Origin of the sequence: Pseudomonas palmensis (assembly GCF_049942755.1) — a bacterium.
Taxonomy (GTDB): Bacteria; Pseudomonadota; Gammaproteobacteria; order Pseudomonadales; family Pseudomonadaceae; genus Aquipseudomonas; species Aquipseudomonas palmensis.
Map to the genome: position 1 here is coordinate 856,315 of NZ_CP187958.1, position 24,458 is coordinate 880,772.

The window sequence follows — 24,458 nt, forward strand, 5'->3', positions numbered from 1 at the left end:
CGGCTCCTACAGAAGCGAAAGGGCCACCGATGAGTTCAGATCAGAGCCCGTAGCTCATCAGGCGATCATAACGGCGCTTGAGAAGCGCGTCGTTGTCGAACGCCTTGAGCATGTCCAACTGCTCGATCAGCGAAGCGCGGATGTTGGCCGAGGCTGCCGCCGGGTCACGGTGTGCGCCGCCCAGAGGTTCGCCGATCACCTTGTCAACGATACCCAGGCCCTTGAGGCGCTCGGCCGTGATGCCCATCGCTTCGGCTGCGTCAGCAGCCTTCTCGGCAGTCTTCCACAGGATCGAGGCGCAGCCTTCCGGCGAAATCACCGCGTAGGTGGAGTACTGCAGCATGTTCAGCTGGTCGCAAACGCCGATGGCCAGTGCACCGCCCGAACCGCCTTCGCCGATCACGGTGGCGATGATCGGCGTTTTCAGGCGAGCCATCACGCGCAGGTTCCAGGCAATCGCTTCGCTCTGGTTGCGCTCTTCGGCGTCGATGCCAGGGTAGGCGCCCGGGGTGTCGATGAAGGTCAGGATCGGCATCTTGAAGCGTTCGGCCATTTCCATCAGGCGGCACGCCTTGCGGTAGCCTTCAGGGCGTGGCATGCCGAAGTTGCGGCGTACCTTCTCGCGCACTTCACGGCCTTTCTGATGACCGATCACCATCACCGGCTGGTCGTCCAGGCGGGCGATGCCGCCAACGATCGCGGCGTCGTCGGAGAAGTGGCGGTCGCCATGCAGCTCGTCGAACTCGGTGAAGATGTGGTCGATGTAGTCCAGGGTGTACGGACGACGCGGGTGACGCGCCAGGCGCGCGATCTGCCAGCTGGTCAGGTTGCCGAAAATGCTCTCGGTCAGCGTGCTGCTCTTGTCTTGCAGACGGGCGATTTCATCGCCGATGTTCAGCGAGTTGTCATTGCCGACCAGGCGCAGCTCTTCGATCTTGGCTTGCAGGTCAGCAATCGGCTGTTCGAAATCCAGAAAATTCGGGTTCATAGGCATCCGTCTTGGGTCGACGGCCAGGCGGCCGGCCGGTTGATCCGTTTGGCGCCCTACCTTAAGGGATCAGGCGCATTCAGGTCGAGATTAAAAATTCATCAATTCATCGATATTGCAGGAAGACGTTCTCACGCCCGAACTGGTCACGCAGGGCCTGAATCAGTCCGTCCGCGGGGTCGATGCGCCAACCTTCGCCAAACTGCAGCAGGGCGCGCGCATCGTTGCCGGTGTATTCCATGCTGATCGGGCACGCGCCACGATGGCGCTTGAACAGCTCGCCCAGCCACGCCAGGCGGTCGCCCTTGAGGGCGTCGGCATGGATCTTCAGGCGCAGGCTTTCGGCCAGGTTGGTACGTGCATCTTCCATGCTCATCACGCGCTTGACCCGCAGGCGCAGGCCACCGGAGAAGTCGTCATTGCTGACCTCCCCTTCGACCACCACCATCGCGTCGGTCTGCAGCAAAGGCTGCGCGGCCATGAACGCATCGGCAAACAGCGACGCCTCGATGCGCCCGGAGCGGTCGTCAAGGGTCACGAAGCCCATCTTGTCGCCCTTCTTGTTCTTCATCACGCGCAGCGCAATGATCATGCCGGCCACGGTCTGGGTATCGCGGGCCGGCTTGAGGTCGATGATGCGCTGACGGGCGAAACGGCGGATCTCGCCTTCGTACTCGTCGATCGGGTGGCCGGTCAGGTACAGGCCCAGGGTGTCCTTCTCGCCGCGCAGGCGTTCCTTGAGGGTCAGCTCGCGGGCGTTGCGGTGGTTGGCATAGACGTCGGCGTCGGCCTCCACGAACAACCCGCCGAACAGGTCCGAGTGCCCGCTGTCGTGGGTGCGTGCGGTCTGTTCGGCCGACTTGATCGCCTCTTCCATCGCCCCCAGCAGCACCGCGCGGTTACGGTCGATGTTGGCCTGGTAGGCCTTGATTTCGTCGTGGAAGAACGGCCCCAGGCGGTCCAGCGCACCGCTGCGGATCAATGCATCGAGGGTGCGCTTGTTGATGCGCTTGAGGTCGACCCGCTCGCAGAAGTCGAACAGGTCCTTGAACGGCCCGCTGCTGCGCGCCTCGACGATCGCGTCGACAGGGCCCTCGCCCACGCCCTTGATCGCGCCCAGGCCATACACGATGCGGCCGTCGTCGTTGACCGTGAACTTGAAGTCGGAGGTGTTCACATCCGGTGCATCGAGGCGCAGCTTCATGCTGCGCACTTCCTCGATCAGGGTCACCACCTTGTCGGTGTTGTGCATATCCGCCGACAGTACCGCAGCCATGAACGCGGCCGGGTGATGGGTCTTGAGCCAGGCGGTCTGGTACGACACCAGGCCGTAGGCGGCGGAGTGGGACTTGTTGAAACCGTAACCGGCGAACTTTTCCACCAGGTCGAAGATGTTGCCCGCCAGGTCCGGGTCGATGTTGTTGGTGGCGCAGCCTTCGATGAAACCGCCACGCTGCTTGGCCATTTCCTCGGGCTTCTTCTTGCCCATCGCCCGGCGCAGCATGTCCGCACCGCCGAGGGTGTAGCCGGCCATCACCTGGGCGATCTGCATCACCTGTTCCTGGTACAGGATGATGCCGTAGGTCGGCGCCAGTACCGGCTTGAGGCCTTCGTACTGGTAGTCGGAGTGCGGGTAGGCCAGCTCGGCGCGGCCGTGCTTGCGGTTGATGAAGTCGTCCACCATGCCCGATTGCAGCGGGCCCGGGCGGAACAGCGCCACCAGTGCGATAAGGTCTTCCAGGCAGTCGGGCTTGAGCTTCTTGATCAGCTCCTTCATGCCGCGCGACTCGAGCTGGAACACCGCAGTGGTCTCGGCCTTCTGCAGCAGGTCGTAGGTCTTCTTGTCGTCCAGCGGGATGAAGTCGATGTTCAGGTCCGGCAGGCCGGCCTTGGCCTGCTCGCGGTTGATCGTCTCCATCGCCCACTTGATGATGGTCAGGGTACGCAGGCCGAGGAAGTCGAACTTCACCAGGCCGGCCGCCTCCACGTCATCCTTGTCGAACTGGGTTACCAGGCCGCCGCCCTCTTCGTCACAGGCAATCGGCGAGAAGTCGGTGAGTTTGGTCGGCGCGATGACCACGCCACCGGCGTGCTTGCCGGTGCCCCGGGTAACGCCCTCGAGCTTGAGGGCCATGTCCCAGATTTCCTTGGCATCCTCGTCGGTCTTGAGGAAGTCGCGCAGCATTTCCTCCTGCTCGTAGGCCTTCTCCAGAGTCATGCCGACTTCGAACGGAATCATCTTCGACAGGCGGTCGGCCAGGCCGTAGGACTTGCCCTGCACCCGCGCCACGTCACGCACCACCGCCTTGGCCGCCATGGTGCCGAAGGTGATGATCTGGCTCACCGCATTGCGCCCGTAGGCATCGGCCACGTACTCGATCACGCGGTCGCGACCGTCCATGCAGAAGTCGACGTCGAAGTCGGGCATCGAGACCCGTTCAGGGTTGAGGAAACGTTCGAACAGCAGGTCGTAGGCCAGCGGGTCGAGGTCGGTGATCTTCAGCACGTAGGCCACCAGCGAGCCGGCACCCGACCCCCGGCCCGGACCTACCGGCACGCCGTTGTTCTTGGCCCACTTGATGAAGTCCATAACGATCAGGAAGTAACCGGGGAAGCCCATCTGGATGATGATGTCCAGCTCGAACTTCAGCCGGTCGAGGTAGACCTGGCGCTTCTCTTCATAGTTGGGCGTGGTGTCCTTGGGCCAGAGCACCGCCAGGCGCTCTTCCAGGCCTTCATGGGACACATGGCGCAGGTATTCGTCGATGCCCATGCCGTTGGGCGTGGGGAAGTCGGGCAGGAAGTGCTTGCCCAGCTGCACCTCGATGTTGCAGCGCTTGGCGATCTCGACCGTGTTGGCCAGGGCGTCGGGCAGGTCGCTGAACAGCTCGGCCATTTCTTCCGGGCTTTTCAGGTACTGCTGGTCGCTGTAGTTGCGCGAACGCCGCGGATCGTCCAGGGCACGGCCTTCGCCGATGCACACCCGGGTTTCGTGGGCGTCGTAGTCGGTCTGCTTGATGAAGCGCACGTCGTTGGTGGCCACCAGCGGCGCGCCCAGGCGGTCGGCAAGGGCCACGGCGGCGTGCAGGTACTCTTCGTCGCCGCTGCGGTTGGTGCGCTGCACCTCGACATAGAAGCGATCGGGGAACATCGCCATCCAGTCGCGCAGCAGGGCCTCGGCTTCCTGCGGGTTGTTGCCCAGCAGTGCCATGCCGATATCGCCTTCCCTGGCCGCCGACAAGGCGATCAGGCCCTCGCTGGCCGGGGCGATCCACTCGCGTTCGATGACCACCACGCCATTGCGCTGGCCGTCCATCCAGCCACGGGAGATCAGCTCGGTGAGGTTGCGGTAGCCCTTGGCGTTCATCGCCAACAGGCAGATGCGCGACAGCGGCAGGTCGGGGTCGGCGTTGGACAGCCACAGGTCGGCCCCGCAGATCGGCTTGATCCCGCTGCCCATGGCGGTCTTGTAGAACTTGACCAGCGAGCACATGTTGCTCTGGTCGGTGACGGCCACCGCCGGCATGTTCATCCCGGCCAGGGCCTTGACCAGCGGCTTGATCCGCACCAGGCCATCGACCAGCGAGAATTCGGTGTGCAGGCGAAGATGAACGAAAGAAGCCGACATGATGATCCTATAGCAGCACAAAACAACAAGGCCCGGATTGTACCGGGCCTCGATCAAAACTACAGCCTGCGCGGGAGTGGTCAGGCTGAACGGGGGTTGCCTCTACACCGGCAACAGGCCGTTGGCCTGCAGGCCACGGGCCTCGAATGCAGCCCGTACCGGGGCGAACGAGCGCCGGTGAATCGGCGTGGGGCCAAGCCGGGCCAGGGCTTCAAGGTGCAGCGGGGTCGGGTAGCCCTTGTGCCCGCCGATGCCGTAGCCAGGGTAGATCAGCTCGAAGGCAGCCATTTCCCGGTCACGGGTCACCTTGGCCAGGATAGAGGCCGCAGCGATGGCCGGCACCTGGCTGTCACCCTTGACCACCGGCGCCGATGGCACGTTGAGCTTGGGGCAACGGTTGCCGTCGATCAGTGCCAGCTTGGGCGTGATGTGCAGGCCTTCGACCGCGCGCTGCATGGCCAGCATGGTGGCATGCAGAATGTTCAGCTGGTCGATCTCGTCGACCTCGGCGCGGGCGATGTGAAAGCTCAGGGCCTTCTCGCAGATCTCGTCGAAGAGCTTTTCGCGGCGCGCCTCGGTGAGTTTTTTCGAATCGTTCAGGCCCAGGATCGGCCGGCTCGGGTCGAGGATCACGGCAGCGGTCACCACCGCGCCACACAGCGGGCCGCGGCCGACTTCGTCAACCCCGGCGACCAGGTCTTCGACCAGGTTGAAATCCAGTCCGATTTGCATTTATCGATGTTCCAGCAAGGCCAGTACCGCGTCGGCTGCCTGGTTGGAGGCATCGCGGCGCAGGGTACGGTGAATCTGATCGAAGCTCTCGGTCTGCTGCTCGCCACCGCTCACCAGTGGTGCCAGGGTCTGCGCCAGGGCCTCGCTGGTGGCGGCCTCCTGCAGCAGTTCGGGCACCAGCAGGCGCTGGGCCAGCAGGTTGGGCAGCGATACATAAGGGCTTTTGACCAGGCGCTTGAGAATCCAGTAGGTCACCGGGGCCACGCGGTACGCCACCACCATGGGTCGCTTGAACAATAGCGCCTCCAGGGTAGCGGTGCCCGAGGCGATCAATACCGCATCGCAGGCCGCCAGGGCCTGGTGCGACTGGCCGTCGAGCAGGGTCAGTGGCAGGTCGCGGCCTTCGAGCATCTGTTCGAGCTGGGCACGGCGCACCGGGTTGGCGCAGGGCGAGACGAAGCGCACCCCCGGCACCAGCTCGCGAAGCCGCTGTGCGGTATCCAGAAACAGTGCACCCAGGCGCCCTACTTCGCCGCCACGGCTGCCAGGCATCAGCGCCACCAAGGGGCCGTCGGGCAGGCCCAGTGCTTCACGCGCTGCAGGGCGGTCGGCCTGCAGCGGGATGGTATCGGCCAGCGGGTGGCCGACGAAACGCACCGGCACGCCCTGCTCTTCATAGAACCGCGCCTCGAACGGAAACAGCGTGAGCATCAGGTCGCAGCCTTCGCGGATCTTCAGCACGCGCTTCTGCCGCCAGGCCCATACCGAAGGGCTGACGTAGTGCACGGTCTTGATGCCGGCCTGGCGCAGTTTCAGTTCGATGTTGAGGGTGAAGTCGGGCGCATCGATACCGATGAACACGTCCGGCTTCTGCTCGATCAGCGTCTGGATCAGCAGCTTGCGGCGCTTGAGCAGCTCGCGCAGGCGACCCAGCACTTCGACCAGGCCCATGACGGCCAGGCGCTCCATGGGAAAGTAGGAGCTCAGCCCCTCGGCTTCCATCAATGGGCCGCCGACGCCGATAAAGCGTACCTGCGGATGGCGGGCCTTGAGTGCACGCATCAGGCCGGCGCCAAGAATATCGCCGCTGGCTTCGCCTGCCACCAGCGCTACACAGAGTGGCGCCATGTCAGCGGGTGATGCCGCGGGCGGAGTTCTGGATCGACTTGACGAACAGGTCGACCTCGGGGAACTGCTGGGCGGGCTCGGCCAGTTCGGCGATGGCCTGGTCGACCGTCAGGTTCTGGCGATACACCACCTTGTAGGCGCGGCGCAGGGCATGGATAGCTTCATCGCTGAAACCGCGACGGCGCATGCCTTCGAAGTTCATGCTGCGCGCCTCGGCCGGGTTGCCGAACACGGTGACGAAGGCCGGCACATCCTTGCCGATGGCGGTACCCATGCCGGAAAAGCTGTGGGCGCCGATATGGCAGAACTGGTGCACCAGGGTAAACCCGGACAGTATCGCCCAGTCGCCCACATGCACATGCCCGGCCAGCGCGGTGTTGTTGACTAGGATGCAGTGGTTGCCGATCACGCTGTCGTGCCCGATATGGGCATAGGCCATGACCAGGTTGTGATCACCCAGGGTGGTTTCGCTACGGTCCTGCACGGTGCCACGGTGAATGGTCACGCCTTCGCGGATCACGTTGTGGTCGCCGATCACCAGGCGCGTCGGTTCACCCTTGTACTTGAGGTCAGGGGTGTCTTCGCCGACAGAGGAGAACTGGTAGATGCGGTTGTGCTTGCCGATGCGGGTCGGCCCTTTGAGAATCACATGCGGACCAATCACGGTCCCTTCCCCGATCTCGACCCCGGCACCGACGATCGACCATGGGCCGACCTCGACGCCGTCGGCAATCTTTGCCGATGGATCGATGATTGCCCGAGGGTCAATCAAACTCATAGTTTGCGTTCCGCGCAGATGATCTCGGCCGAGCATACCGGCTTGCCGTCCACCGACGCCTGGCACTCGAACTTCCAGATCTGGCGCTTGCAACTGATGAACTTGGCTTCGAGGATCAGTTGATCACCCGGCAGTACCGGCTGGCGAAAGCGCAACTTGTCGGAACCGACGAAGTAGTACAGGGTACCGTCCGCGGGTTTGACGTCCAGCATCTTGAACCCGAGGATGCCGGCTGCCTGGGCCATCGCTTCGATGATCAGCACGCCGGGCATGATCGGGTGCGCCGGGAAGTGACCGTTGAAGAAAGGCTCGTTGATGCTGACATTCTTGTAGGCACGAATGCGCTGGGCCTCTACGTCCAAGTCCACCACCCGGTCCACCAGCAGGAACGGGTAACGGTGAGGCAAATATTCGCGAATCTCGTTGATGTCCATCATTTCGGGGGGAAGCCTGTAGTAAAGATAGGGAGCGCGCACGTTCGAGCGGCGCTCCTTTAGCAAATCAAGGAGCGCAGTCTAGCGGCTGGGCGCTCTTGATCAGGAAATGGTATCAGCCTTCTGATGAAGCTTTGTCGCCCGAGGTCACGGCCTCGAGTCGCTTTTCCACTTGTTGAAGACGTTTGGCCATCTCATCCAGCTGGCGAATGCGCGCGGCACTCTTGCGCCACTCACCCAGCGGCTGCATGGCCGTACCGGACGAATAGGCACCTGGCTCGGTGATGGAACGGGTGACCATGGTCATCCCGGAGACGAACACCCCATCACACACATCAATATGCCCGACCATGCCGACACCGCCGGCGATGGTGCAATGCTTGCCGATCTTGGTGCTGCCGGAAATACCGACACACGCGGCCATTGCCGTGTGGTCGCCGACCTGTACGTTATGGGCGATCTGGATCTGGTTGTCGAGTTTCACGCCATTGCCGATACGGGTATCGGCCAGTGCACCGCGGTCGATGGCGGTGTTCACGCCGATCTCGACATCGTCGCCGATGCTCACGCCGCCGATCTGGGCAATCTTCTGCCATACGCCCTTTTCATTGGCGAAACCGAAACCTTCACCCCCCAGCACGGCGCCGGACTGGATCACCACACGCTTGCCGATATGCACATCGTGGTACAGCGTGACACGCGGGGCCAGCCAGCCGCCTTCGCCGATCACGCTGCGCGCACCGATGAAGCAGTGGGCACCGATGGTCACGCCAGGGCCGATCTGCGCCCCGCTTTCGATCACTGCACAGGCACCGATGCTGGCGCTGGCATCGACCTGTGCGTCTGCAGCCACCACGGCGCTGGGATGAACTCCCGCCACAGCCCTGGGCTTTGGATCGAACAGGTGGGAAACACGTGCGTAGGCCAGGTAGGGATCTGCAACGATCAGCGCGTGACCGGCAAAGCCCTCGGCATCGGCAGCCTTGAGCAGGACCGCAGCGGCCTTGCTCTCAGGCAGGAATTTGCGGTACTGCGGGTTGGCCAGGAAGCTCAATTGTCCCGGGCCAGCCTCGTGCAGGGTCGCAAGGCCAGTGATGTCGAGCTCCGCCGGGCCACTGAGGGTGGCCCCGAGGAACTCGGCCAGCTGGCCGAGTTTCATGGTCGCAGTCATGTTCAACGGGACTGGTTCATGCGCTCGATGACCTGGCGGGTGATGTCGTACTGAGGCTTGACATCAATGACCGCGCCACGCTCGAGTACCAGGTCGAAAGCACCCTTCTTGATCACTTCCTCCACTGCGCCGTCGAGCTTGGGCTTGAGCTGTTTGAGCATCTCGCGGTCGGCAACGGCCTTGGCTTCGTTCAGCTCCTTGGACTGGAACTGGAAGTCACGGGCCTTTTGCTTGAATTCAAGCTCCAGACGCTCGCGCTCGCCCTGGGCCATCTTGTCGCCACCCTTGACCAGACGGTCCTGGATGCCCTTGGCGCTGCTTTCCAGGTTTTTCAGCTTGGTCAGTTGCGGGCCGAATTTCTTCTCCGCATCGACCGCGTACTTCTTGGCCGCGTCCGATTCCAGCAGCGCCATCTGATAGTTCAGGACGGCAATTTTCATCTCGGCAAATGCCGGGGTCGCGATCAGGGTCGCAGCCAGTACAGCCAGTTGAGTCAACTTACGCACGATGCACTCCTACAGAATCCGTTGTCGTTTACGCGGGGCAGACCCTTAGAAGGTCTGGCCCAGAGAGAATTGGAACACCTGGGTATCGGCATCGTCCGGCTTCTTGACCGGCATCGCCAGGCTGAAGCTCAACGGGCCCAGTGCAGTAATCCAGGTCACGCCCAGGCCGACCGAACTGGCCAGGCCGCTGAGGCCGACCTTCTCGCAATCCGGCTTGGAGCCGCAGTTGGTGTCGAACACGTTACCCACGTCCCAGAAAACCGAGGTGCGCAGCGAACGCTGGTCCTTGACGAACGGCAGTGGGAACAGCAGTTCCACGCCGCCCTGCACCAGCACGTTGCCGCCGAACGGCAGTGGGTCCTGGTCCGGGTCGCGCGCAGTGCCAGGGTTGTTGCCTTTACTCGGGGTACTGCGCGGGCCCAGGCTGCTGTCCTTGAAGCCACGCACGGAGTTGAAGCCACCGGCGTAGTAGTTCTCGTAGAACGGCAGGCCCGAGGTGCCGCCGAAGCCGTCGCCGTAGCCCAGTTCGGTGTGCAGACGCAGGGTGTAGTCGTTGTTGATCGGCTTGAACAGCTGGCCACGGTAGTCAAGCTTGAAGAACGACAGGTCGCTGCCCGGGGTGGTCGCCTCGAGCACCAGGCTCTGGGAGTGACCACGGGTAGCCAGCACGCCCTTGTTCAGGGTGGACTCCGACCAGCCGGCCGATGCCTTGAAGTTCAGGTAGTTGTCGCCTTCCTTTTTGACGAAGTCGAAGATCTCGTCAACGGTGTAGCGACCGGTCTTGATCTTGTCCTGCTGGGCGGTGAGGCCGAAGGTCAGGCGCGAAGTCTCGCTGATCGGGTAGCCGACGCTGACGCCCGCACCCAGGCTGTCCACCGCATAGCTGGCCACGTCGACGTCGAGGTCGTCGTAGTCGGTGGTGCGGTAGAAGGCGTTGTAGCCAAGGCTCACGCCATCGGCAGTCCAGTAGGGGTCCACGAAGCCGAAGTTGTAGCGGCTCTGGTATTCGGAACGGGTCAGGCCGATGGAGACCTTGTTACCGGTACCCAGGAAGTTGTTCTGGCTGATCGAACCACCCAGGATCAGGCCGGCGCTCTGCGCGAAACCGACGCTGGCGGTGATCGAACCCGATGCCTGCTCTTCGACGCTGTAGTTCACGTCGACCTGGTCGTCGGTGCCCGGTACGGCCGGGGTCTCGACGTTGGCTTCCTTGAAGAAGCCCAGGCGCTCGAGGCGGGTCTTGGACTGGTCGATCAGGTAGGTCGATGCCCAGCCACCTTCCATCTGGCGCATCTCGCGGCGCAGCACTTCGTCCTCGGACTTGGTGTTGCCACGGAAGTTGATGCGGTTGACGTAGGCACGCTTTCCCGGGTCGACGACGAAGGTGATGTCGACGGTGTGGTCGTCATCGTGAGGCTGCGGCACGCCGTTGACGTTGGCGAAGGTATAGCCTTCGTTGCCCAGGCGGCGGGTGATCAGCTCGGAGGTGGTGGTCATCACCTTGCGCGAGAACACCTGGCCAGGCTGCACCAGCATCAGTGCCTTGACCTGGTCTTCCGGCACCTTCAGGTCGCCGGACAGCTTGACGTCACGAACGGTGTACTTCTCGCCCTCGTTGACGTTCACGGTGATGTAGACGTGCTTCTTGTCCGGGGTGATCGACACCTGGGTGGAGGCGATGTCCATGTTGATGTAGCCGCGGTCCAGGTAGTAGGAGCGCAGGCGCTCAAGGTCACCGGACAGTTTTTCGCGGGCATACTTGTCGTCGTTCTTGAAGAACGACAGCCAGTTGGTGGTCTTGAGCTCGAACAGGCTGGCCAGCTCGTCGTCGCTGAACTTGGTGTTGCCCACCACGTTGATGTGCTGGATGGCAGCGACGGTGCCTTCGTTGATCTTGATTTTCAGACCTACGCGGTTGCGCGGTTGCGGCACCACCTCGGCGTCGACCTCGGCCGAGTAGCGGCCCTGGGCCACGTACTGGCGCTGCAGCTCGTTGCGCACACCTTCGAGGGTGGCACGCTGGAAAATTTCACCTTCGGCCAGGCCCGACTGCTTCAGACCCTTCATCAGGTCTTCGGTGCTGATGGCCTTGTTGCCTTCGATCTCGATGCTCGAGACGGAAGGACGCTCGACCACGGTGATGATCAGGACGTTGCCGTCGCGACCCAGTTGGATGTCCTGGAAGAAGCCGGTCTTGAACAGCGCACGGGTGGAATCCACCAGGCGCCGATCATCGGCCTCGTCCCCAACGTTCAATGGCAAGGCGCCGAACACGCTGCCCGCGGAAACCCGCTGCAGACCATTGACACGAATATCGGAGATGGTGAAGGACTCGGCGTGAACTTCAGCGATCATCAGTACGGCGAGAACCGCAGTTAGCAGCAGACGTTTCATGAAGTCCTTTCTTATTCCAACTGGCAATAAACGACCCACCGCGGGACGCGGCAGGTTCGCAATTGAGCGAAGCGTTACAGTCGACCCAAATCGTTGATCAGGGCAAGCAACATCACCCCGACTACCAAACTGATACCGATCTGGACCCCCCAACCTTGCACCCGATCCGAAAGCGGACGACCACGCGCCCATTCGATCAGGTAAAACAGCAAATGCCCCCCATCCAGTACAGGAATGGGCAGCAAATTAAGAACCCCCAGGCTAATGCTCAGGTAGGCGAGGAAATTCAGGAAATCCCCAACGCCGGACTGGGCCGAAGCGCCCGCCACTTTAGCAATGGTTATCGGTCCGCTCAAGTTTTTTACCGAGAGCTCGCCGAACAGCATTTTCTTCAGCGAATCGAGGGTCAGCACGCTCATGTTCCAGGTGCGCGAAACACCCTCGCCCAGGCCCTGCAGCGGGCCATAACTGACCTCGCGCAACATGGCCGCAGGCCACTCCACCGGCGCCACGCCTGCCCCCAGGTAACCACTGGCATTCTGGCCTTCGCCACGGCTGGCGAGGGTTACCGGCAACTCCAGCGTCGCCCCGTCACGCGCCACGCTCAGCACGATGCGGCTGCCGGCACGGCCGCGCACGGTGTCCACCACCTGCTGCCAATCGTCAAGCGCCTTGCCGTCGAGGGCCAGCAGGCGGTCGCCGGTTTTCAGACCGGCGGCCTGGGCCGGCCCCTTGGGATCAAGTTCGGCCAGCACCGGCACCAGCGCCGGGCGCCATGGGCGGATGCCCAGGGAGCGGATCGGGTCGGGCTCGTCGGCACCCTTGAGCCAGGCATCGAGCTTGAGCACATGGCTGCTGTCGGTGCTGGCACCCTCTTCACGCACGCTGACCTGCAGCGCACCGCTTTCACCCAGCCGGCGCACCAGCTGCAGGTTGACCGCTGCCCAGCCGTTGGTCGGCTTGCCGTCGACCGCGACGATCTCCTGGCCGGCGCTAAGGCCTGCGGCGGCCGCCAGGCTGCCAGCCTCGACCGCGCCGATGACCGGCCGCGCCTGCTGGCTGCCAAGCATGGCCAGTGCCCAGAAGAACACGATGGCCAGCAGAAAGTTGGCAATGGGGCCGGCGGCGACGATAGCGATGCGCTGGCGCACGCTCTTGCGGTTGAACGACTGCTCCAGCTGGTCGGCAGGCACTTCGCCTTCGCGCTCGTCGAGCATCTTCACGTAGCCGCCCAGGGGAATGGCGGCCACCACGAACTCGGTGCCATGGCGGTCATGCCAACGTACCAGCGGCATGCCGAACCCTACGGAAAACCGCAAAACCTTGACGCCGCAGCGCCGCGCCACCCAGAAGTGACCGAACTCGTGAAAGGTGACCAGCACGCCCAATGCGACCAGGGTGCCGATAATCATGTAGAGCGCACTCATGTCTTTCTCCGAATAGCGTTCAGCGGGAGCGGGCGCAACCCGTGGCGACGTCGCACCTCAGACCCCGTGACGATCCAACCAGTGCCCGGCCAGGCTGCGTGCACGCTGGTCGGCTGCAAACACCGCCTCCAGCGTCGGCACGGCAACGACCGCTTCCTGGTTGAGCACGTGCTCGATGATACTCGGGATCTGCGGGAAGCGGATGCGCCGCTGAAGAAATGCCTCGACGGCCACTTCATTGGCCGCATTGAGCATCGCAGGGGCACTGTTGCCGGCGTCCGCCGCTTCACGCGCCAGGCGCAGACACGGAAAGCGCTGCTCATCCGGCGCCTGGAAATCCAGGCGGGCAACGGCGAACAGGTCCAGCGGCGCCACACCCGAGTCGATGCGCTGCGGCCAGGCCAGGGCGTTGGCGATCGGCGTGCGCATGTCGGGGTTGCCCAACTGCGCCAGCACCGAACCATCGACGTAGTCGACCAGCGAGTGAATCACGCTTTGCGGGTGGACCACCACCTCGACCTGGGCAGGCCTGGCATCGAACAGCCAGCACGCCTCGATCAGCTCCAGGCCCTTGTTCATCATGCTGGCCGAGTCGACGGAGATCTTGCGCCCCATGGACCAGTTCGGGTGCGCACAGGCCTGCTCCGGGGTGACGTGCTCCAGCTCGGCCTGCGGCGTTTCACGAAACGGACCACCGGAGGCGGTCAGCAGGATGCGCCGCACACCCACCTGGGCCAGGCCGCGGGCATAGTCACCGGGCAGGCACTGGAAGATCGCGTTGTGCTCGCTGTCGATCGGCAGCAGTACCGCACCACTGCGCTGCACGGCCTGCATGAACAGGGCGCCGGACATCACCAGCGCCTCCTTGTTGGCCAGCAGCACCTTCTTGCCCGCCTCCACTGCGGCCAGGGTCGGACGCAACCCCGCCGCACCGACGATGGCCGCCATCACCGCATCCACCTGCGGGTCGGCCGCCACCTGGCACAGGCCCTGCTCGCCCACCAGCACCTCGGTACTCGACCCCGCAGCACGCAGGTCGGCCTGCAACTGCTGCGCGGCCTCATCGCCCGGCACCACGGCAAACACTGGAGCATGGCGCAGGCACAGGGCCAGCAGCTCGCCCAGGCGCGAATAGCCGCTCAGGGCATAGGCCTGGTAGCGCTCGGGGTGACGGGCAATCACGTCCAGTGTGCTCAGGCCAATGGAGCCTGTAGCGCCCAGCACCGTGATCCGTTGCGGGCGGCTCACAGCGCGCCCCAGTTGGCGGCCCACAGCAGCACGGCAAACAGCGGGATGGCAGCCGTGAGGCTGTCGATGCGATCCAGTACCCCACCATGCCCCGGCAGCAGGTTGCTGCTGTCCTTGATTCCGGAACGGCGCTTGAACATGCTTTCGGTCAGGTCGCCGACCACCGACACCAGTACCACGACGGCGGCACCGAACAGACCGAGGATCAGCTCGCCGGCGCTCCACTCGCGGGTCACGCCCACCACCGCCGTGATCACCAGGCTCAGCGCCAGGCCACCGTAGACACCTTCCCAGCTCTTGCCGGGGCTGACCTGCGGCGCCAGCTTGCGCTTGCCAAAGGCCCGGCCCGAGAAGTAGGCGCCGATATCGGCGCCCCATACCAGGACCATCACCGCCATGATCAGCCAGTTGCCCAGGGGCCAGTGCTTGATCAGCACCAGGCCTTGCCAGGCCGGCAACAGCACCAGCAGGCCGATCAGCAGGCGGCAGGCCACACTGGCCCACAGCTCGCTGGTACGCGGGTAGGTCAGCACCAGCCAGGTGGCCAGCGCCCACCACAGCACCGAAACGCCCAGCACCCAGGGTGCCAGCTCCGGCATCAGGTGCAGCAGCATCAGCAGGCCGGCGACCACCACGGCATAGGCAACCCGCAGGCCCTGGGCGATCAGCCCGGCCAGGCGGGCCCATTCCCAGGCCCCGAGGGTGACCACCAGGCCGATGAACAAGGCAAAGTTCGCCCCGTCGAGCAGGAAAAACCCGCACAGGGCAATCGGCAACAGAATCAGCGCAGTGATGATGCGTTGTTTAAGCATTAAGCACGGGCTCCAGCCTCGACCTGCTCGCTGGTTTTACCGAAGCGGCGCTGGCGCGAAGCGAAATCGGCCAATGCAGTGCGCATGGCCTCGTGTTTGAAGTCCGGCCAGAACAGGTCGGAGAAATACAGCTCGGCGTACGCCAGCTGCCACAGCAGGAAGTTGCTGATGCGGTGCTCGCCACCGGTGCGGATGCACAGGTCGGGCAACGGCAGATCGCCTGTCGCCAGGCACGGCTGCAGCAACTCGGGGGTTATGTCTTCCGGGCGCAGATGCCCGGCCTGCACTTCACGCGCCAGGCGCTGGGCGGCCTGGGCGATATCCCACTGACCACCGTAGTTGGCGGCGATCTGCAGGATGAAGCGATTGCTGCCTGCGGTCAGCGCCTCGGCCTCGCGCATGGCAGCCTGCAACTCAGGGTGAAAGCGCGAGCGATCACCGATGATGCGCAGGCTGATGTTGTTCTCGTTGAGCCGCCTGGCCTCGCGGCGCAGCGCCGAGAAGAACAGCTCCATCAGCGCACCGACCTCGTCGGCCGGGCGCTGCCAGTTCTCGCTGGAGAACGCGAACAGGGTCAGGACCTCGACCTTGGCCTCGGCGCACACCTCGATGACCGCGCGCACCGCATCCACGCCTGCCTTGTGCCCGGCAACGCCGGGCAACAGGCGCTTCTTCGCCCAGCGATTATTTCCATCCATGATGATCGCGACATGGCGCGGCACCGATGGAGGCACACCCTGCTTGGTCTTTTCCATTGAAAAAAGTCCCGGCCCTTAAACGGCCATCAGGTCCTTTTCTTTCTCTTCGGTGGCCTTGGTGATCTGGGCCTCGGTATCTTTGGTCAGCTTGTCGATATCAGCAATGGCGCGACGCTCTTCGTCTTCACTGATTTCCTTGTCCTTGACCAGCTTCTTCAGTTCACCCAGAGCATCGCGGCGAATGTTGCGCACAGCAACGCGCGCGTCTTCGGCCGCACTGCGCGCCTGCTTGGTGAAGCCCTTGCGGGTTTCTTCGGTCAGGGCTGGCATGCTGATCAGCAGCAGCTCACCCAGGTTGGTCGGATTGAGATTCAAACCGGCGCTCTGGATGGCCTTGTCGACGGCAGCGAGCATGTTGCGCTCGAACGCCACGACTTGCAGGGTGCGCGAATCTTTCACGGTGACGTTGGCCACGCCGCTGATCGGGGTGTCGGTACCGTAGTAAGGCACCATCACGCTTGCCAGGATGCTGGGGTGTGCCTTGCCGGTACGAATCTGGCCGAACGCATAAGCCAGAGACTCCAGGGATTTCTGCATACGCGCTTGGGCGTCTTTCTTGATTTCGTTGATCATTTTTGAACTTCCTCGATCAGGGTCCCTTCAGCGCCACCATGCACGATGTTCAGCAGGGCGCCAGGCTTGTTCATGTTGAAGACGCGCAACGGCATCTTGTGGTCTCGGCACAGACAGATAGCTGTCAGGTCCATCACGCCCAGCTTGCGATCCAGCACTTCATCGTAGGTAAGATGATCGAACTTCTCGGCATGCGGGTCTTTGAATGGGTCTGCAGTGTATACACCATCGACCTTGGTTGCCTTCAATACCACGTCGGCATCGATTTCGATGGCGCGCAGGCAGGCGGCGGAGTCGGTGGTGAAGAACGGGTTGCCGGTACCGGCCGCGAAAATTACCACTTCTTTCGAGTTCAGGTGGCGCATGGCCTTGCGGCGATCGTAGTGATCGGTCACGCCTACCATGGAGATCGCCGACATGACGATGGCGGTGATGTTGGCGCGCTCCAGCGCATCGCGCATGGCCAGTGCATTCATTACCGTGGCCAGCATGCCCATGTGGTCGCCGGTAACGCGATCCATGCCCGCTGCGCTGAGCGCCGCGCCACGGAACAGGTTGCCGCCACCGATCACCAGGCCGACCTGCACACCGATACCGACCAGCTGGCCGACTTCCAGCGCCATGCGATCCAGCACCTTGGGGTCGATGCCGAACTCTTCCGAGCCCATCAGGGCCTCGCCGCTAAGCTTGAGTAGAATGCGTTTATAGCGAGCTTGATAACCACTGCCCTGCTGAGCCATTGCGAATCTCTCCTGCGGCGTTTTGAAAAAAAATCTGGGCGGGCTGTTTTCAGCCTGCTAACTGTAGCGTGGCGCAGCGACTGCGCCAGCGAAAGGGCGGCGTTGTAAACCGCCCCCGCTTTGACAAAGAGGCTGCGCGCGTGAGCGGGCAGCCTCTTTGGGGCGACAGAGGTGACTCTGTCTTACTGCTTGGCAGCAGCCAGCTGTGCAGCAACTTCTTCAGCGAAGTTGTCGACTGGCTTCTCGATGCCTTCGCCTACCTTGAAGTAGGTGAAGGAAACGATTTCGGCACCGGCTTTCTTGGCCAGCTCGCCGACCTTGATTTCCGGATTCATGACGAAGGCTTGCTCGACCAGGCTGGCTTCGGCCAGGAACTTCGAGATACGGCCTTTGACCATGTTCTCGACGATGTTCTCAGGCTTGCCTTTGATCTTCTCTTCGTTCAGCTGCAGGAACACGGCTTTTTCGCGCTCGATCGCTTCAGCCGAAACTTCCGACGGCAGCAGGAACTCAGGGTTGCTTGCCGCCACGTGCATGGCGATCTCTTTGGCCAGTTGGACGTCGCCGCCCTTCAGGACCACTGCAACACCGATCTTGTTGCCGTGCAGGTAGGTACCGACAACGTCACCTTCAACGCGCACCAGGCGACGGATGTTGACGTTTTCGCCAACCTTGGCCACCAGGGCTTCACGAGCAGCTTCACGCGCAGCGATCAGCGGCGCAGCGTCGGTCAGTTTTTCAGCGAAGGCTTGCTCGACGCTTTCGGCGACGAAGGCCTTGAAGTCGTCTTGCAGGGCCAGGAAGTCGGTCTGCGAGTTCACTTCCAGCAGGACAGCGGACTTGTCGTCGGCCTTGATGGCGATGGCGCCTTCAGCGGCAACGTTGCCAGCTTTCTTGGCTGCCTTGATGGCACCCGAAGCGCGCATGTCGTCAATGGCTTTTTCGATGTCGCCGCCAGCCTTTTCCAGGGCTTTCTTGCAATCCATCATGCCTTCGCCGGTACGCTCGCGCAGTTCTTTTACCAGCGCTGCAGTAATTGCTGCCATTTCAAATTCCTCTTGGATAGGTTTTCAACCATTCCACCCGATACCTGACGGGCGTTCAATTCTGGAAATCCACTGCCAGAGCACATGCAGTTCGCAATGATGCAACGGCGACGCTGACAAGAGGATTTCAAGGTGGCAAAAAGGGGGCCAAGCCCCCTTTTTGCGTGCCGAGTCGACGCTAAGCGTCAGCTACTCAGGCTTCGGCAGCCGGTGCAGCTGCTTCTTCTGCGAACACTTCGGTGCCGCCGGCAACGTTGTTGCGACCACGGATAACGGCGTCAGCCATCGAACCCATGTACAGCTGGATGGCGCGAATGGCGTCATCGTTGCCTGGGATGATGTAGTCAACGCCTTCCGGGCTGCTGTTGGTATCGACAACGCCGATGACCGGGATACCCAGCTTGTTGGCTTCGGTGATAGCGATGCGCTCGTGGTCAACGTCGATCACGAACAGGGCATCAGGCAGGCCGCCCATGTCCTTGATACCACCCAGGCTGCGGTCCAGTTTTTCCAGATCGCGGGTGCGCATCAGCGCTTCTTTCTTGGTCAGCTTGGTGAAGGTACCATCTTCGGCCTGGGTTTCCAGGTCGCGCAGACGCTTGATCGAAGCACGGATGGTCTTGTAGTTGGTCAGCATGCCGCCCAACCAGCGGTGATCGACGTACGGCGAACCGCAACGTGCTGCTTCTTCAGCAACGATCTTGCCAGCGGAACGCTTGGTGCCGACGAACAGAATCTTGTTTTTGCCCTGGGCCAGGCGCTCTACGAAGGTCAGTGCCTCGTTGAACATCGGCAGGGTTTTTTCAAGGTTGATGATGTGGATCTTGTTGCGCGCGCCGAAAATGTACTTGCCCATTTTCGGATTCCAGTAACGGGTTTGGTGACCGAAGTGCACACCGGCCTTCAGCATATCGCGCATGTTGACTTGGGACATGATAGTTCCTTGATAAGTCGGGTTGGGCCTCCACGTATCCCAATGACCAACCCCGAAACCGAAGTCAGGGGCACCCAGGCCATCGTGTCGACACGTGTGTGGGTTTGAGCAGACGGGGCTATCCCCGAAAGCGGCGCATTTTATACCACACAAGTGAGCCGAGCGAAACCGAAAAAACAGACGACACCCGAGGGTTGCACCCGCCCTGCTCACGCAGCGACCGATGCAATCAACATAAATAGTAGGCAATGCCCCGCAGCCCAGGCCCCAGCCCGCCGCCTCGCTCTGTTAGAATCACGCCTTTCCCGTTTCATTTGCGCCTGCGCGCGCCGTAGAGAGCCTGCAATGACCGTCACTATCAAAACCGCCGAAGACATCGAAAAGATGCGCGTCGCCGGCCGCCTGGCCGCCGAAGTCCTGGAGATGATCGAAGAACACGTCAAGCCCGGTGTCACCACCGAGGAACTCGACCGCCTGTGCCACGACTACATCGTCAACGTGCAGCAGGCCATCCCCGCGCCCCTGAACTACAAGGGCTTCCCCAAGTCGATCTGCACCTCGGTCAACCACGTGGTGTGCCACGGCATCCCGGGCGACAAGCCGCTCAAGGATGGCGACACGCTGAACATCGACGTGACCGTGATCAAGGACGGCTACCACGGCGACACCAGCCGCATGTTCCACGTCGGCACCGTGCCGGTATGGGCCGAGCGCCTGTCCCAGGTCACCCAGGAGTGCATGTACAAGGCCATCGAGCTGGTCAAGCCGGGCTGCCGCCTGGGCGACATCGGCGAAGTGATCCAGAAGCACGCCGAAAAGAACGGCTTCTCGGTGGTGCGCGAGTTCTGCGGCCACGGCATCGGCAAGGTGTTCCATGAAGAGCCGCAGATCCTGCACTACGGCCGCGCCGGTACCGGCATGGAACTCAAGGAAGGCATGACCTTCACCATCGAGCCGATGATCAACCAGGGCAAGGCCGACACCAAGGTGCTGGGCGACGGCTGGACCGCCATCACCAAGGACCGCAAGCTCTCGGCGCAGTGGGAACACACCCTGGTGGTCACCGCCACCGGCTACGAGATCTTCACCCTGCGCAAGGACGACACGATCCCGCGCACTTCGGCCTGACCCTCACAGGAACGTCATCGATGCCCCAGGTGGACCCCGAGCTGTTCGACCGCGGCCAGTTCCAGGCGGAACTGGCCCTCAAGGCCAGCCCCATAGCGGCCTTCAAGAAAGCCATCCGCCAGGCCGGCGAGGTGCTCGACGGGCGCTTTCGCAGCGGCCGCGAGATCCGCCGACTGATCGAGGACCGCGCCTGGTTCGTCGACAACATCCTGCAACAGGCATGGAACCAGTTCAGCTGGAGCGAAGCCGCCGACATCGCCCTGATCGCCACCGGCGGCTACGGGCGCGGCGAGCTGCACCCCTACTCCGACATCGACCTGCTGATCCTGCTCGATGACGCCGACCACGAGGTGTTTCGCGACTCGATCGAGCGCTTCCTCACCCTGCTCTGGGACATTGGCCTGGAAGTCGGCCAGAGCGTGCGCTCGGTGGACGAATGCGCCGAACAGGCGCGCGCCGACCTCACGGTGGTCACCAACCTGATGGAAAGCCGCACCATCTGCGGCCCCGAACACCTGCGCCAGCGCATGCTCGAGGTCACCAGCACGGCGCACATGTGGCCGAGCAAGGAGTTCTTCCTGGCCAAGCGCGCCGAGCAGAAGGCGCGCCACCACAAGTACAACGACACCGAGTACAACCTGGAACCCAACGTCAAGGGCTCCCCCGGCGGCCTGCGCGACATCCAGACCGTGCTCTGGGTAGCGCGCCGCCAGTACGGCACGCTCAACCTGCATGCGCTGGCCGGCGAAGGCTTCCTGCTGGAGAGCGAGAACAACCTGCTGGCCTCGTCACAGGAGTTTCTGTGGAAGGTGCGCTACGCCCTGCACATGCTCGCCGGGCGCGCCGAAGACCGCCTGCTGTTCGACCACCAGCGCAGCATCGCCGCGTTGCTGGGCTTTACCGATGACAACCCCAAGCGCGCCATCGAACAGTTCATGCAACAGTACTACCGGGTGGTGATGAGCATCGCCGAGCTCAGCGACCTGATCATCCAGCACTTCGAGGAAGTCATCCTCGCCGATGACAGCGCCAGCAGCACCCAACCGCTGAACCCGCGCTTCCAGCTGCATGACGGCTACATCGAGGCGGTGCGCAGCAACGTGTTCAAGCGCACCCCGTTCGCCATGCTCGAGATCTTCGTGCTGATGGCCCAGCACCCCGAAATCAAGGGCGTGCGTGCCGACACCATCCGCCTGCTGCGCGAGCACCGGCACCTGATCGACGACGAGTTCCGCAACGATATCCGCAACACCAGCCTGTTCATCGAACTGTTCAAGTGCGAGATCGGCATCCACCGCAACCTGCGCCGCATGAACCGCTACGGCATCCTGGGGCGCTACCTGCCCGAGTTCGGCCTGATCGTGGGGCAGATGCAGCACGACCTGTTCCACATCTATACGGTCGATGCGCACACCCTGAACCTGATCAAGCACCTGCGCAAACTGCAGTACACCCCCGTGTCCGAGAAATTCCCGCTGGCCAGCAAGCTCATGGGGCGCCTGCCCAAGCCCGAGCTGATCTACCTCGCCGGCCTGTACCACGACATCGGCAAGGGGCGTCAGGGCGACCATTCCGAGATCGGTGCGGTGGACGCCCAGGCATTCTGCAGCCGCCACCAGTTGCCCGCCTGGGACAGCCGGTTGATCGTGTGGCTGGTACAGAACCACCTGGTGATGTCGACCACTGCCCAGCGCAAGGACCTCTCCGACCCGCAGGTGATCCACGACTTCGCCCAGCTGGTCGGCGACCTGGTGCACCTGGACTACCTCTATGTGCTCACCGTGGCCGACATCAACGCCACCAACCCGAGCCTGTGGAACTCCTGGCGCGCCAGCCTGTTGCGCCAGCTCTACACCGAAACCAAGCGGGCCCTGCGCCGCGGCCTGGAAAACCCGCTGGAACGCGAAGAGCAGATCCGCCAGACCCAGAGCGCAGCTCTGGACATCCTGGTACGCGAAGGCACCGACCCGGACGACGTCGAACAACTGTGGTCGCAACTGGGCGATGACTACTTCCTGCGCCACACCGCCGCGGACGTGGCCTGGCACTCCGACGCGATCCTGCAGCAACCGGCCGACGGCGGCCCGCTGGTGCTGATCAAGGAGACCACCCAGCGCGAGTTCGAGGGCGGTACGCAGATCTTCATCTATGCCCCCGACCAGCACGACTTCTTCGCCGTGACCGTGGCCGCGATGGACCAGCTCAACCTGAACATCCACGACGCACGCATCATCACCTCCAGCAGCCAGTTCACCCTCGACACCTACATCGTGCTCGACAACGACGGCGGCTCGATCGGCGACAACCCGCAGCGCGTCAAGGAAATCCGTGAAGGCCTCACCGAAGCCCTGCGCAACCCCGACGACTACCCCACCATCATCCAGCGTCGGGTACCGCGCCAGCTCAAGCACTTCACCTTCGCGCCCCAGGTGACCATCCTCAACGATGCCCAGCGCCCGGTGACCATCCTCGAGCTCAGCGCCCCGGACCGCCCGGGCCTGCTGGCACGCATCGGCAAGATCTTCCTGGAGTTCGACCTGTCGCTGCAGAACGCCAAGATCGCCACCCTGGGCGAGCGGGTGGAAGACGTGTTCTTCATTACCGACGCCGACAACCAGCCGCTGTCCGACCCTGAACTGTGCCGCCGCCTGCAGGCCGAGATCGTCGAGCAGTTGCGCGTCGACCAGGCCACCGGCGTCGAGATGACCCGCCTCACCCTTTGACCGATTGACGAGACCCAGCGCCAATGAACAACGCTTTGAACCAGCTTCAGCCCTACCCGTTCGAGAAACTGCGTGCCCTGCTCGATGGCGTGACGCCGGCCGCAGACAAGCGCGCCATCGCCCTGTCGATCGGCGAGCCCAAGCACGCCTCGCCGGCATTCGTGGCCAAGGCGCTGGCCGACAACCTCGACAAGATGGCGGTGTACCCCACCACCCTGGGCCTGCCCGCGCTACGCGAAAGCATCGTGCACTGGAGCGAGCGCCGCTTCGGTGTACCGGCCGGCTGGCTGAATGCTGCACAGCACGTGCTGCCCGTCAACGGCACCCGCGAGGCGCTGTTCGCCTTCACCCAGGCTGTGGTCAGCCGTGGTGAGGACGCGCTGATCGTCAGCCCCAACCCGTTCTACCAGATCTACGAAGGTGCCGCGTTGCTCGCCGGCGCCCAGCCGCACTACCTGCCGTGCCTGGACAGCAACGGCTTCAACCCGGACTTCGACGCGGTGCCAGCCGAGATCTGGCAGCGTTGCCAGATCCTGTTCCTGTGCTCGCCAGGCAACCCGACTGGTGCACTGGTGCCGCTGGACACCCTGAAAAAACTCATCGCACTGGCCGACGAGCACGACTTCGTGATCGCCGCCGACGAGTGCTACAGCGAGCTGTACTTCGACGAGCAGGCCCCGCCACCCGGCCTGCTCAGCGCCTGCGTGGAACTTGGCCGCAGCGACTTCAAGCGCTGCGTGGTGTTCCACAGCCTGTCCAAGCGCTCCAACCTGCCAGGCCTGCGTTCGGGCTTCGTGGCCGGCGATGCCGAGATTCTCAAGGCCTTTTTGCTCTACCGCACCTATCACGGTTGCGCGATGCCGGTACAGACCCAGCTGGCGAGCGTCGCCGCCTGGAACGACGAGGCGCATGTCCTGGAGAACCGCGACCTGTATCGCGAGAAGTTCGACGCCGTGCTGCAGGTGCTGGCCCCGGTAATGGATGTACAGAAGCCCGACGGCGGTTTCTACCTGTGGCCGAAGGCCCCCGGCGATGACGCGCAGTTCTGCCGCGACCTGTTCGAACAGCAGCACGTGACCGTGGTGCCGGGCTCGTACCTGTCTCGCGAGGTGGAGGGCTTCAATCCGGGGGCCGGACGCGTGCGCCTGGCGCTGGTGGCCCCGCTTGCCGAATGTGTCGAGGCGGCCCAGCGCATCCGCGCATTCGTCGAAGGCTGAGCCGGTACGCCTGGTCGGCCGACCGATAGATAAGTAACGCCCAAGGCCCGGTCGGCCCGCCAATCATGGAGCTCCACTCAACAGGAGCTCCAG

The 24,458-nt window shown here is 63.1% G+C and carries 20 protein-coding genes; 3 read left to right on the forward strand and 17 right to left on the reverse strand.

All coding sequences use genetic code 11. The annotated features are described in order from the left end of the window. Nucleotides 1-40: 40 nt before the first annotated feature. The 17 genes from ACPRTJ_RS04050 to rpsB all read right to left on the reverse strand — a co-directional run bounded on the left by ACPRTJ_RS04050 (nucleotide 41) and on the right by rpsB (nucleotide 19,297). A complete protein-coding gene (locus ACPRTJ_RS04050; RefSeq protein WP_043863266.1) occupies nucleotides 41-988 on the reverse strand; it encodes an acetyl-CoA carboxylase carboxyltransferase subunit alpha in 948 nt (315 codons plus the stop codon). Between the two features lie 106 nt (nucleotides 989-1,094). Then, entirely contained in the window at nucleotides 1,095-4,616 is a 3,522-nt protein-coding gene (dnaE, locus tag ACPRTJ_RS04055; RefSeq protein ID WP_058541490.1) for a DNA polymerase III subunit alpha, read from the reverse strand. A gap of 102 nt (nucleotides 4,617-4,718) precedes the next feature. Next, nucleotides 4,719-5,348: a ribonuclease HII gene (gene rnhB / locus ACPRTJ_RS04060; protein WP_054914999.1), complete on the reverse strand. Its 630-nt coding sequence runs from the start codon at nucleotides 5,346-5,348 to the stop codon at nucleotides 4,719-4,721. Next, a complete protein-coding gene (gene lpxB / locus ACPRTJ_RS04065; protein ID WP_426428182.1) occupies nucleotides 5,349-6,476 on the reverse strand; it encodes a lipid-A-disaccharide synthase in 1,128 nt (375 codons plus the stop codon). Nucleotide 6,477: 1 nt separating this feature from the next. Then, nucleotides 6,478-7,254 carry an acyl-ACP--UDP-N-acetylglucosamine O-acyltransferase gene (gene lpxA / locus ACPRTJ_RS04070; RefSeq protein WP_088514540.1) on the reverse strand — a complete coding sequence of 259 codons (777 nt, stop codon included), beginning with the start codon at nucleotides 7,252-7,254 and terminating at the stop codon, nucleotides 6,478-6,480. Further along, entirely contained in the window at nucleotides 7,251-7,691 is a 441-nt protein-coding gene (gene fabZ / locus ACPRTJ_RS04075; protein WP_038613986.1) for a 3-hydroxyacyl-ACP dehydratase FabZ, read from the reverse strand. Before fabZ ends, lpxA begins: the two co-directional genes overlap by 4 nt. Nucleotides 7,692-7,803: 112 nt before the next feature. Further along, entirely contained in the window at nucleotides 7,804-8,859 is a 1,056-nt protein-coding gene (lpxD, locus tag ACPRTJ_RS04080) for a UDP-3-O-(3-hydroxymyristoyl)glucosamine N-acyltransferase (RefSeq protein ID WP_058541488.1), read from the reverse strand. A gap of 2 nt (nucleotides 8,860-8,861) precedes the next feature. Beyond that, the gene (locus ACPRTJ_RS04085) at nucleotides 8,862-9,365 is read right to left on the reverse strand and encodes an OmpH family outer membrane protein (protein ID WP_043863260.1); all 504 of its coding nucleotides are present in this window, start codon (nucleotides 9,363-9,365) and stop codon (nucleotides 8,862-8,864) included. A 45-nt stretch (nucleotides 9,366-9,410) separates the two neighbouring features. After that, nucleotides 9,411-11,759 (reverse strand): outer membrane protein assembly factor BamA, encoded by a 2,349-nt coding sequence (gene bamA / locus ACPRTJ_RS04090; protein WP_043863259.1) that lies wholly within the window; start codon nucleotides 11,757-11,759, stop codon nucleotides 9,411-9,413. A gap of 74 nt (nucleotides 11,760-11,833) precedes the next feature. Then, the gene (gene rseP, locus ACPRTJ_RS04095) at nucleotides 11,834-13,186 is read right to left on the reverse strand and encodes an RIP metalloprotease RseP (protein ID WP_054915001.1); all 1,353 of its coding nucleotides are present in this window, start codon (nucleotides 13,184-13,186) and stop codon (nucleotides 11,834-11,836) included. A 57-nt stretch (nucleotides 13,187-13,243) separates the two neighbouring features. After that, nucleotides 13,244-14,434, reverse strand: coding sequence for a 1-deoxy-D-xylulose-5-phosphate reductoisomerase (ispC, locus tag ACPRTJ_RS04100; RefSeq protein WP_043863257.1), 1,191 nt, complete (start codon nucleotides 14,432-14,434; stop codon nucleotides 13,244-13,246). Continuing rightward, complete coding sequence (locus tag ACPRTJ_RS04105; RefSeq protein WP_054915002.1) at nucleotides 14,431-15,246, reverse strand: phosphatidate cytidylyltransferase; 816 nt, start codon at nucleotides 15,244-15,246, stop codon at nucleotides 14,431-14,433. Before ACPRTJ_RS04105 ends, ispC begins: the two co-directional genes overlap by 4 nt. After that, complete coding sequence (gene uppS / locus ACPRTJ_RS04110; protein WP_043863255.1) at nucleotides 15,246-16,001, reverse strand: polyprenyl diphosphate synthase; 756 nt, start codon at nucleotides 15,999-16,001, stop codon at nucleotides 15,246-15,248. Before uppS ends, ACPRTJ_RS04105 begins: the two co-directional genes overlap by 1 nt. Nucleotides 16,002-16,019: 18 nt before the next feature. Continuing rightward, on the reverse strand, nucleotides 16,020-16,577 hold the full coding sequence (frr, locus tag ACPRTJ_RS04115; RefSeq protein ID WP_043863254.1) for a ribosome recycling factor: 558 nt from the start codon (nucleotides 16,575-16,577) through the stop codon (nucleotides 16,020-16,022). Next, nucleotides 16,574-17,317 (reverse strand): UMP kinase, encoded by a 744-nt coding sequence (pyrH, locus tag ACPRTJ_RS04120; protein WP_038614006.1) that lies wholly within the window; start codon nucleotides 17,315-17,317, stop codon nucleotides 16,574-16,576. The genes frr and pyrH overlap by 4 nt, the downstream gene beginning before the upstream one ends. Nucleotides 17,318-17,499: 182 nt before the next feature. Further along, entirely contained in the window at nucleotides 17,500-18,363 is an 864-nt protein-coding gene (gene tsf / locus ACPRTJ_RS04125; protein WP_043863253.1) for a translation elongation factor Ts, read from the reverse strand. 193 nt (nucleotides 18,364-18,556) lie between these two features. Then, on the reverse strand, nucleotides 18,557-19,297 hold the full coding sequence (rpsB, locus tag ACPRTJ_RS04130) for a 30S ribosomal protein S2 (RefSeq protein ID WP_043863252.1): 741 nt from the start codon (nucleotides 19,295-19,297) through the stop codon (nucleotides 18,557-18,559). 345 nt (nucleotides 19,298-19,642) lie between these two features. On the opposite strand from rpsB, the gene map reads away from it, so the two are divergent. Genes map through dapC form a run of 3 tightly spaced genes read left to right on the forward strand, consistent with a single transcriptional unit; the run spans nucleotide 19,643 to nucleotide 24,365 of the window. Then, nucleotides 19,643-20,425, forward strand: coding sequence for a type I methionyl aminopeptidase (map, locus tag ACPRTJ_RS04135; protein ID WP_043863251.1), 783 nt, complete (start codon nucleotides 19,643-19,645; stop codon nucleotides 20,423-20,425). 20 nt (nucleotides 20,426-20,445) lie between these two features. Beyond that, entirely contained in the window at nucleotides 20,446-23,148 is a 2,703-nt protein-coding gene (locus tag ACPRTJ_RS04140; RefSeq protein WP_043863250.1) for a [protein-PII] uridylyltransferase, read from the forward strand. Between the two features lie 23 nt (nucleotides 23,149-23,171). Next, complete coding sequence (gene dapC, locus ACPRTJ_RS04145) at nucleotides 23,172-24,365, forward strand: succinyldiaminopimelate transaminase (RefSeq protein ID WP_426428187.1); 1,194 nt, start codon at nucleotides 23,172-23,174, stop codon at nucleotides 24,363-24,365. The last annotated feature ends 93 nt before the right edge of the window (nucleotides 24,366-24,458 follow it).

Coding starts and splice junctions, on each gene's coding strand:
- ACPRTJ_RS04050 (WP_043863266.1), bottom strand. CDS start 988: ATGAACCCGAATTTTCTGGATTTCGAACAGCCGATTGCTGACCTGCAA.
- dnaE (WP_058541490.1), bottom strand. CDS start 4,616: ATGTCGGCTTCTTTCGTTCATCTTCGCCTGCACACCGAATTCTCGCTG.
- rnhB (WP_054914999.1), bottom strand. CDS start 5,348: ATGCAAATCGGACTGGATTTCAACCTGGTCGAAGACCTGGTCGCCGGG.
- lpxB (WP_426428182.1), bottom strand. CDS start 6,476: ATGGCGCCACTCTGTGTAGCGCTGGTGGCAGGCGAAGCCAGCGGCGAT.
- lpxA (WP_088514540.1), bottom strand. CDS start 7,254: ATGAGTTTGATTGACCCTCGGGCAATCATCGATCCATCGGCAAAGATT.
- fabZ (WP_038613986.1), bottom strand. CDS start 7,691: ATGATGGACATCAACGAGATTCGCGAATATTTGCCTCACCGTTACCCG.
- lpxD (WP_058541488.1), bottom strand. CDS start 8,859: ATGACTGCGACCATGAAACTCGGCCAGCTGGCCGAGTTCCTCGGGGCC.
- bamA (WP_043863259.1), bottom strand. CDS start 11,759: ATGAAACGTCTGCTGCTAACTGCGGTTCTCGCCGTACTGATGATCGCT.
- rseP (WP_054915001.1), bottom strand. CDS start 13,186: ATGAGTGCGCTCTACATGATTATCGGCACCCTGGTCGCATTGGGCGTG.
- ACPRTJ_RS04105 (WP_054915002.1), bottom strand. CDS start 15,246: ATGCTTAAACAACGCATCATCACTGCGCTGATTCTGTTGCCGATTGCC.
- uppS (WP_043863255.1), bottom strand. CDS start 16,001: ATGGAAAAGACCAAGCAGGGTGTGCCTCCATCGGTGCCGCGCCATGTC.
- frr (WP_043863254.1), bottom strand. CDS start 16,577: ATGATCAACGAAATCAAGAAAGACGCCCAAGCGCGTATGCAGAAATCC.
- pyrH (WP_038614006.1), bottom strand. CDS start 17,317: ATGGCTCAGCAGGGCAGTGGTTATCAAGCTCGCTATAAACGCATTCTA.
- tsf (WP_043863253.1), bottom strand. CDS start 18,363: ATGGCAGCAATTACTGCAGCGCTGGTAAAAGAACTGCGCGAGCGTACC.
- rpsB (WP_043863252.1), bottom strand. CDS start 19,297: ATGTCCCAAGTCAACATGCGCGATATGCTGAAGGCCGGTGTGCACTTC.
- map (WP_043863251.1), top strand. CDS start 19,643: ATGACCGTCACTATCAAAACCGCCGAAGACATCGAAAAGATGCGCGTC.
- ACPRTJ_RS04140 (WP_043863250.1), top strand. CDS start 20,446: ATGCCCCAGGTGGACCCCGAGCTGTTCGACCGCGGCCAGTTCCAGGCG.
- dapC (WP_426428187.1), top strand. CDS start 23,172: ATGAACAACGCTTTGAACCAGCTTCAGCCCTACCCGTTCGAGAAACTG.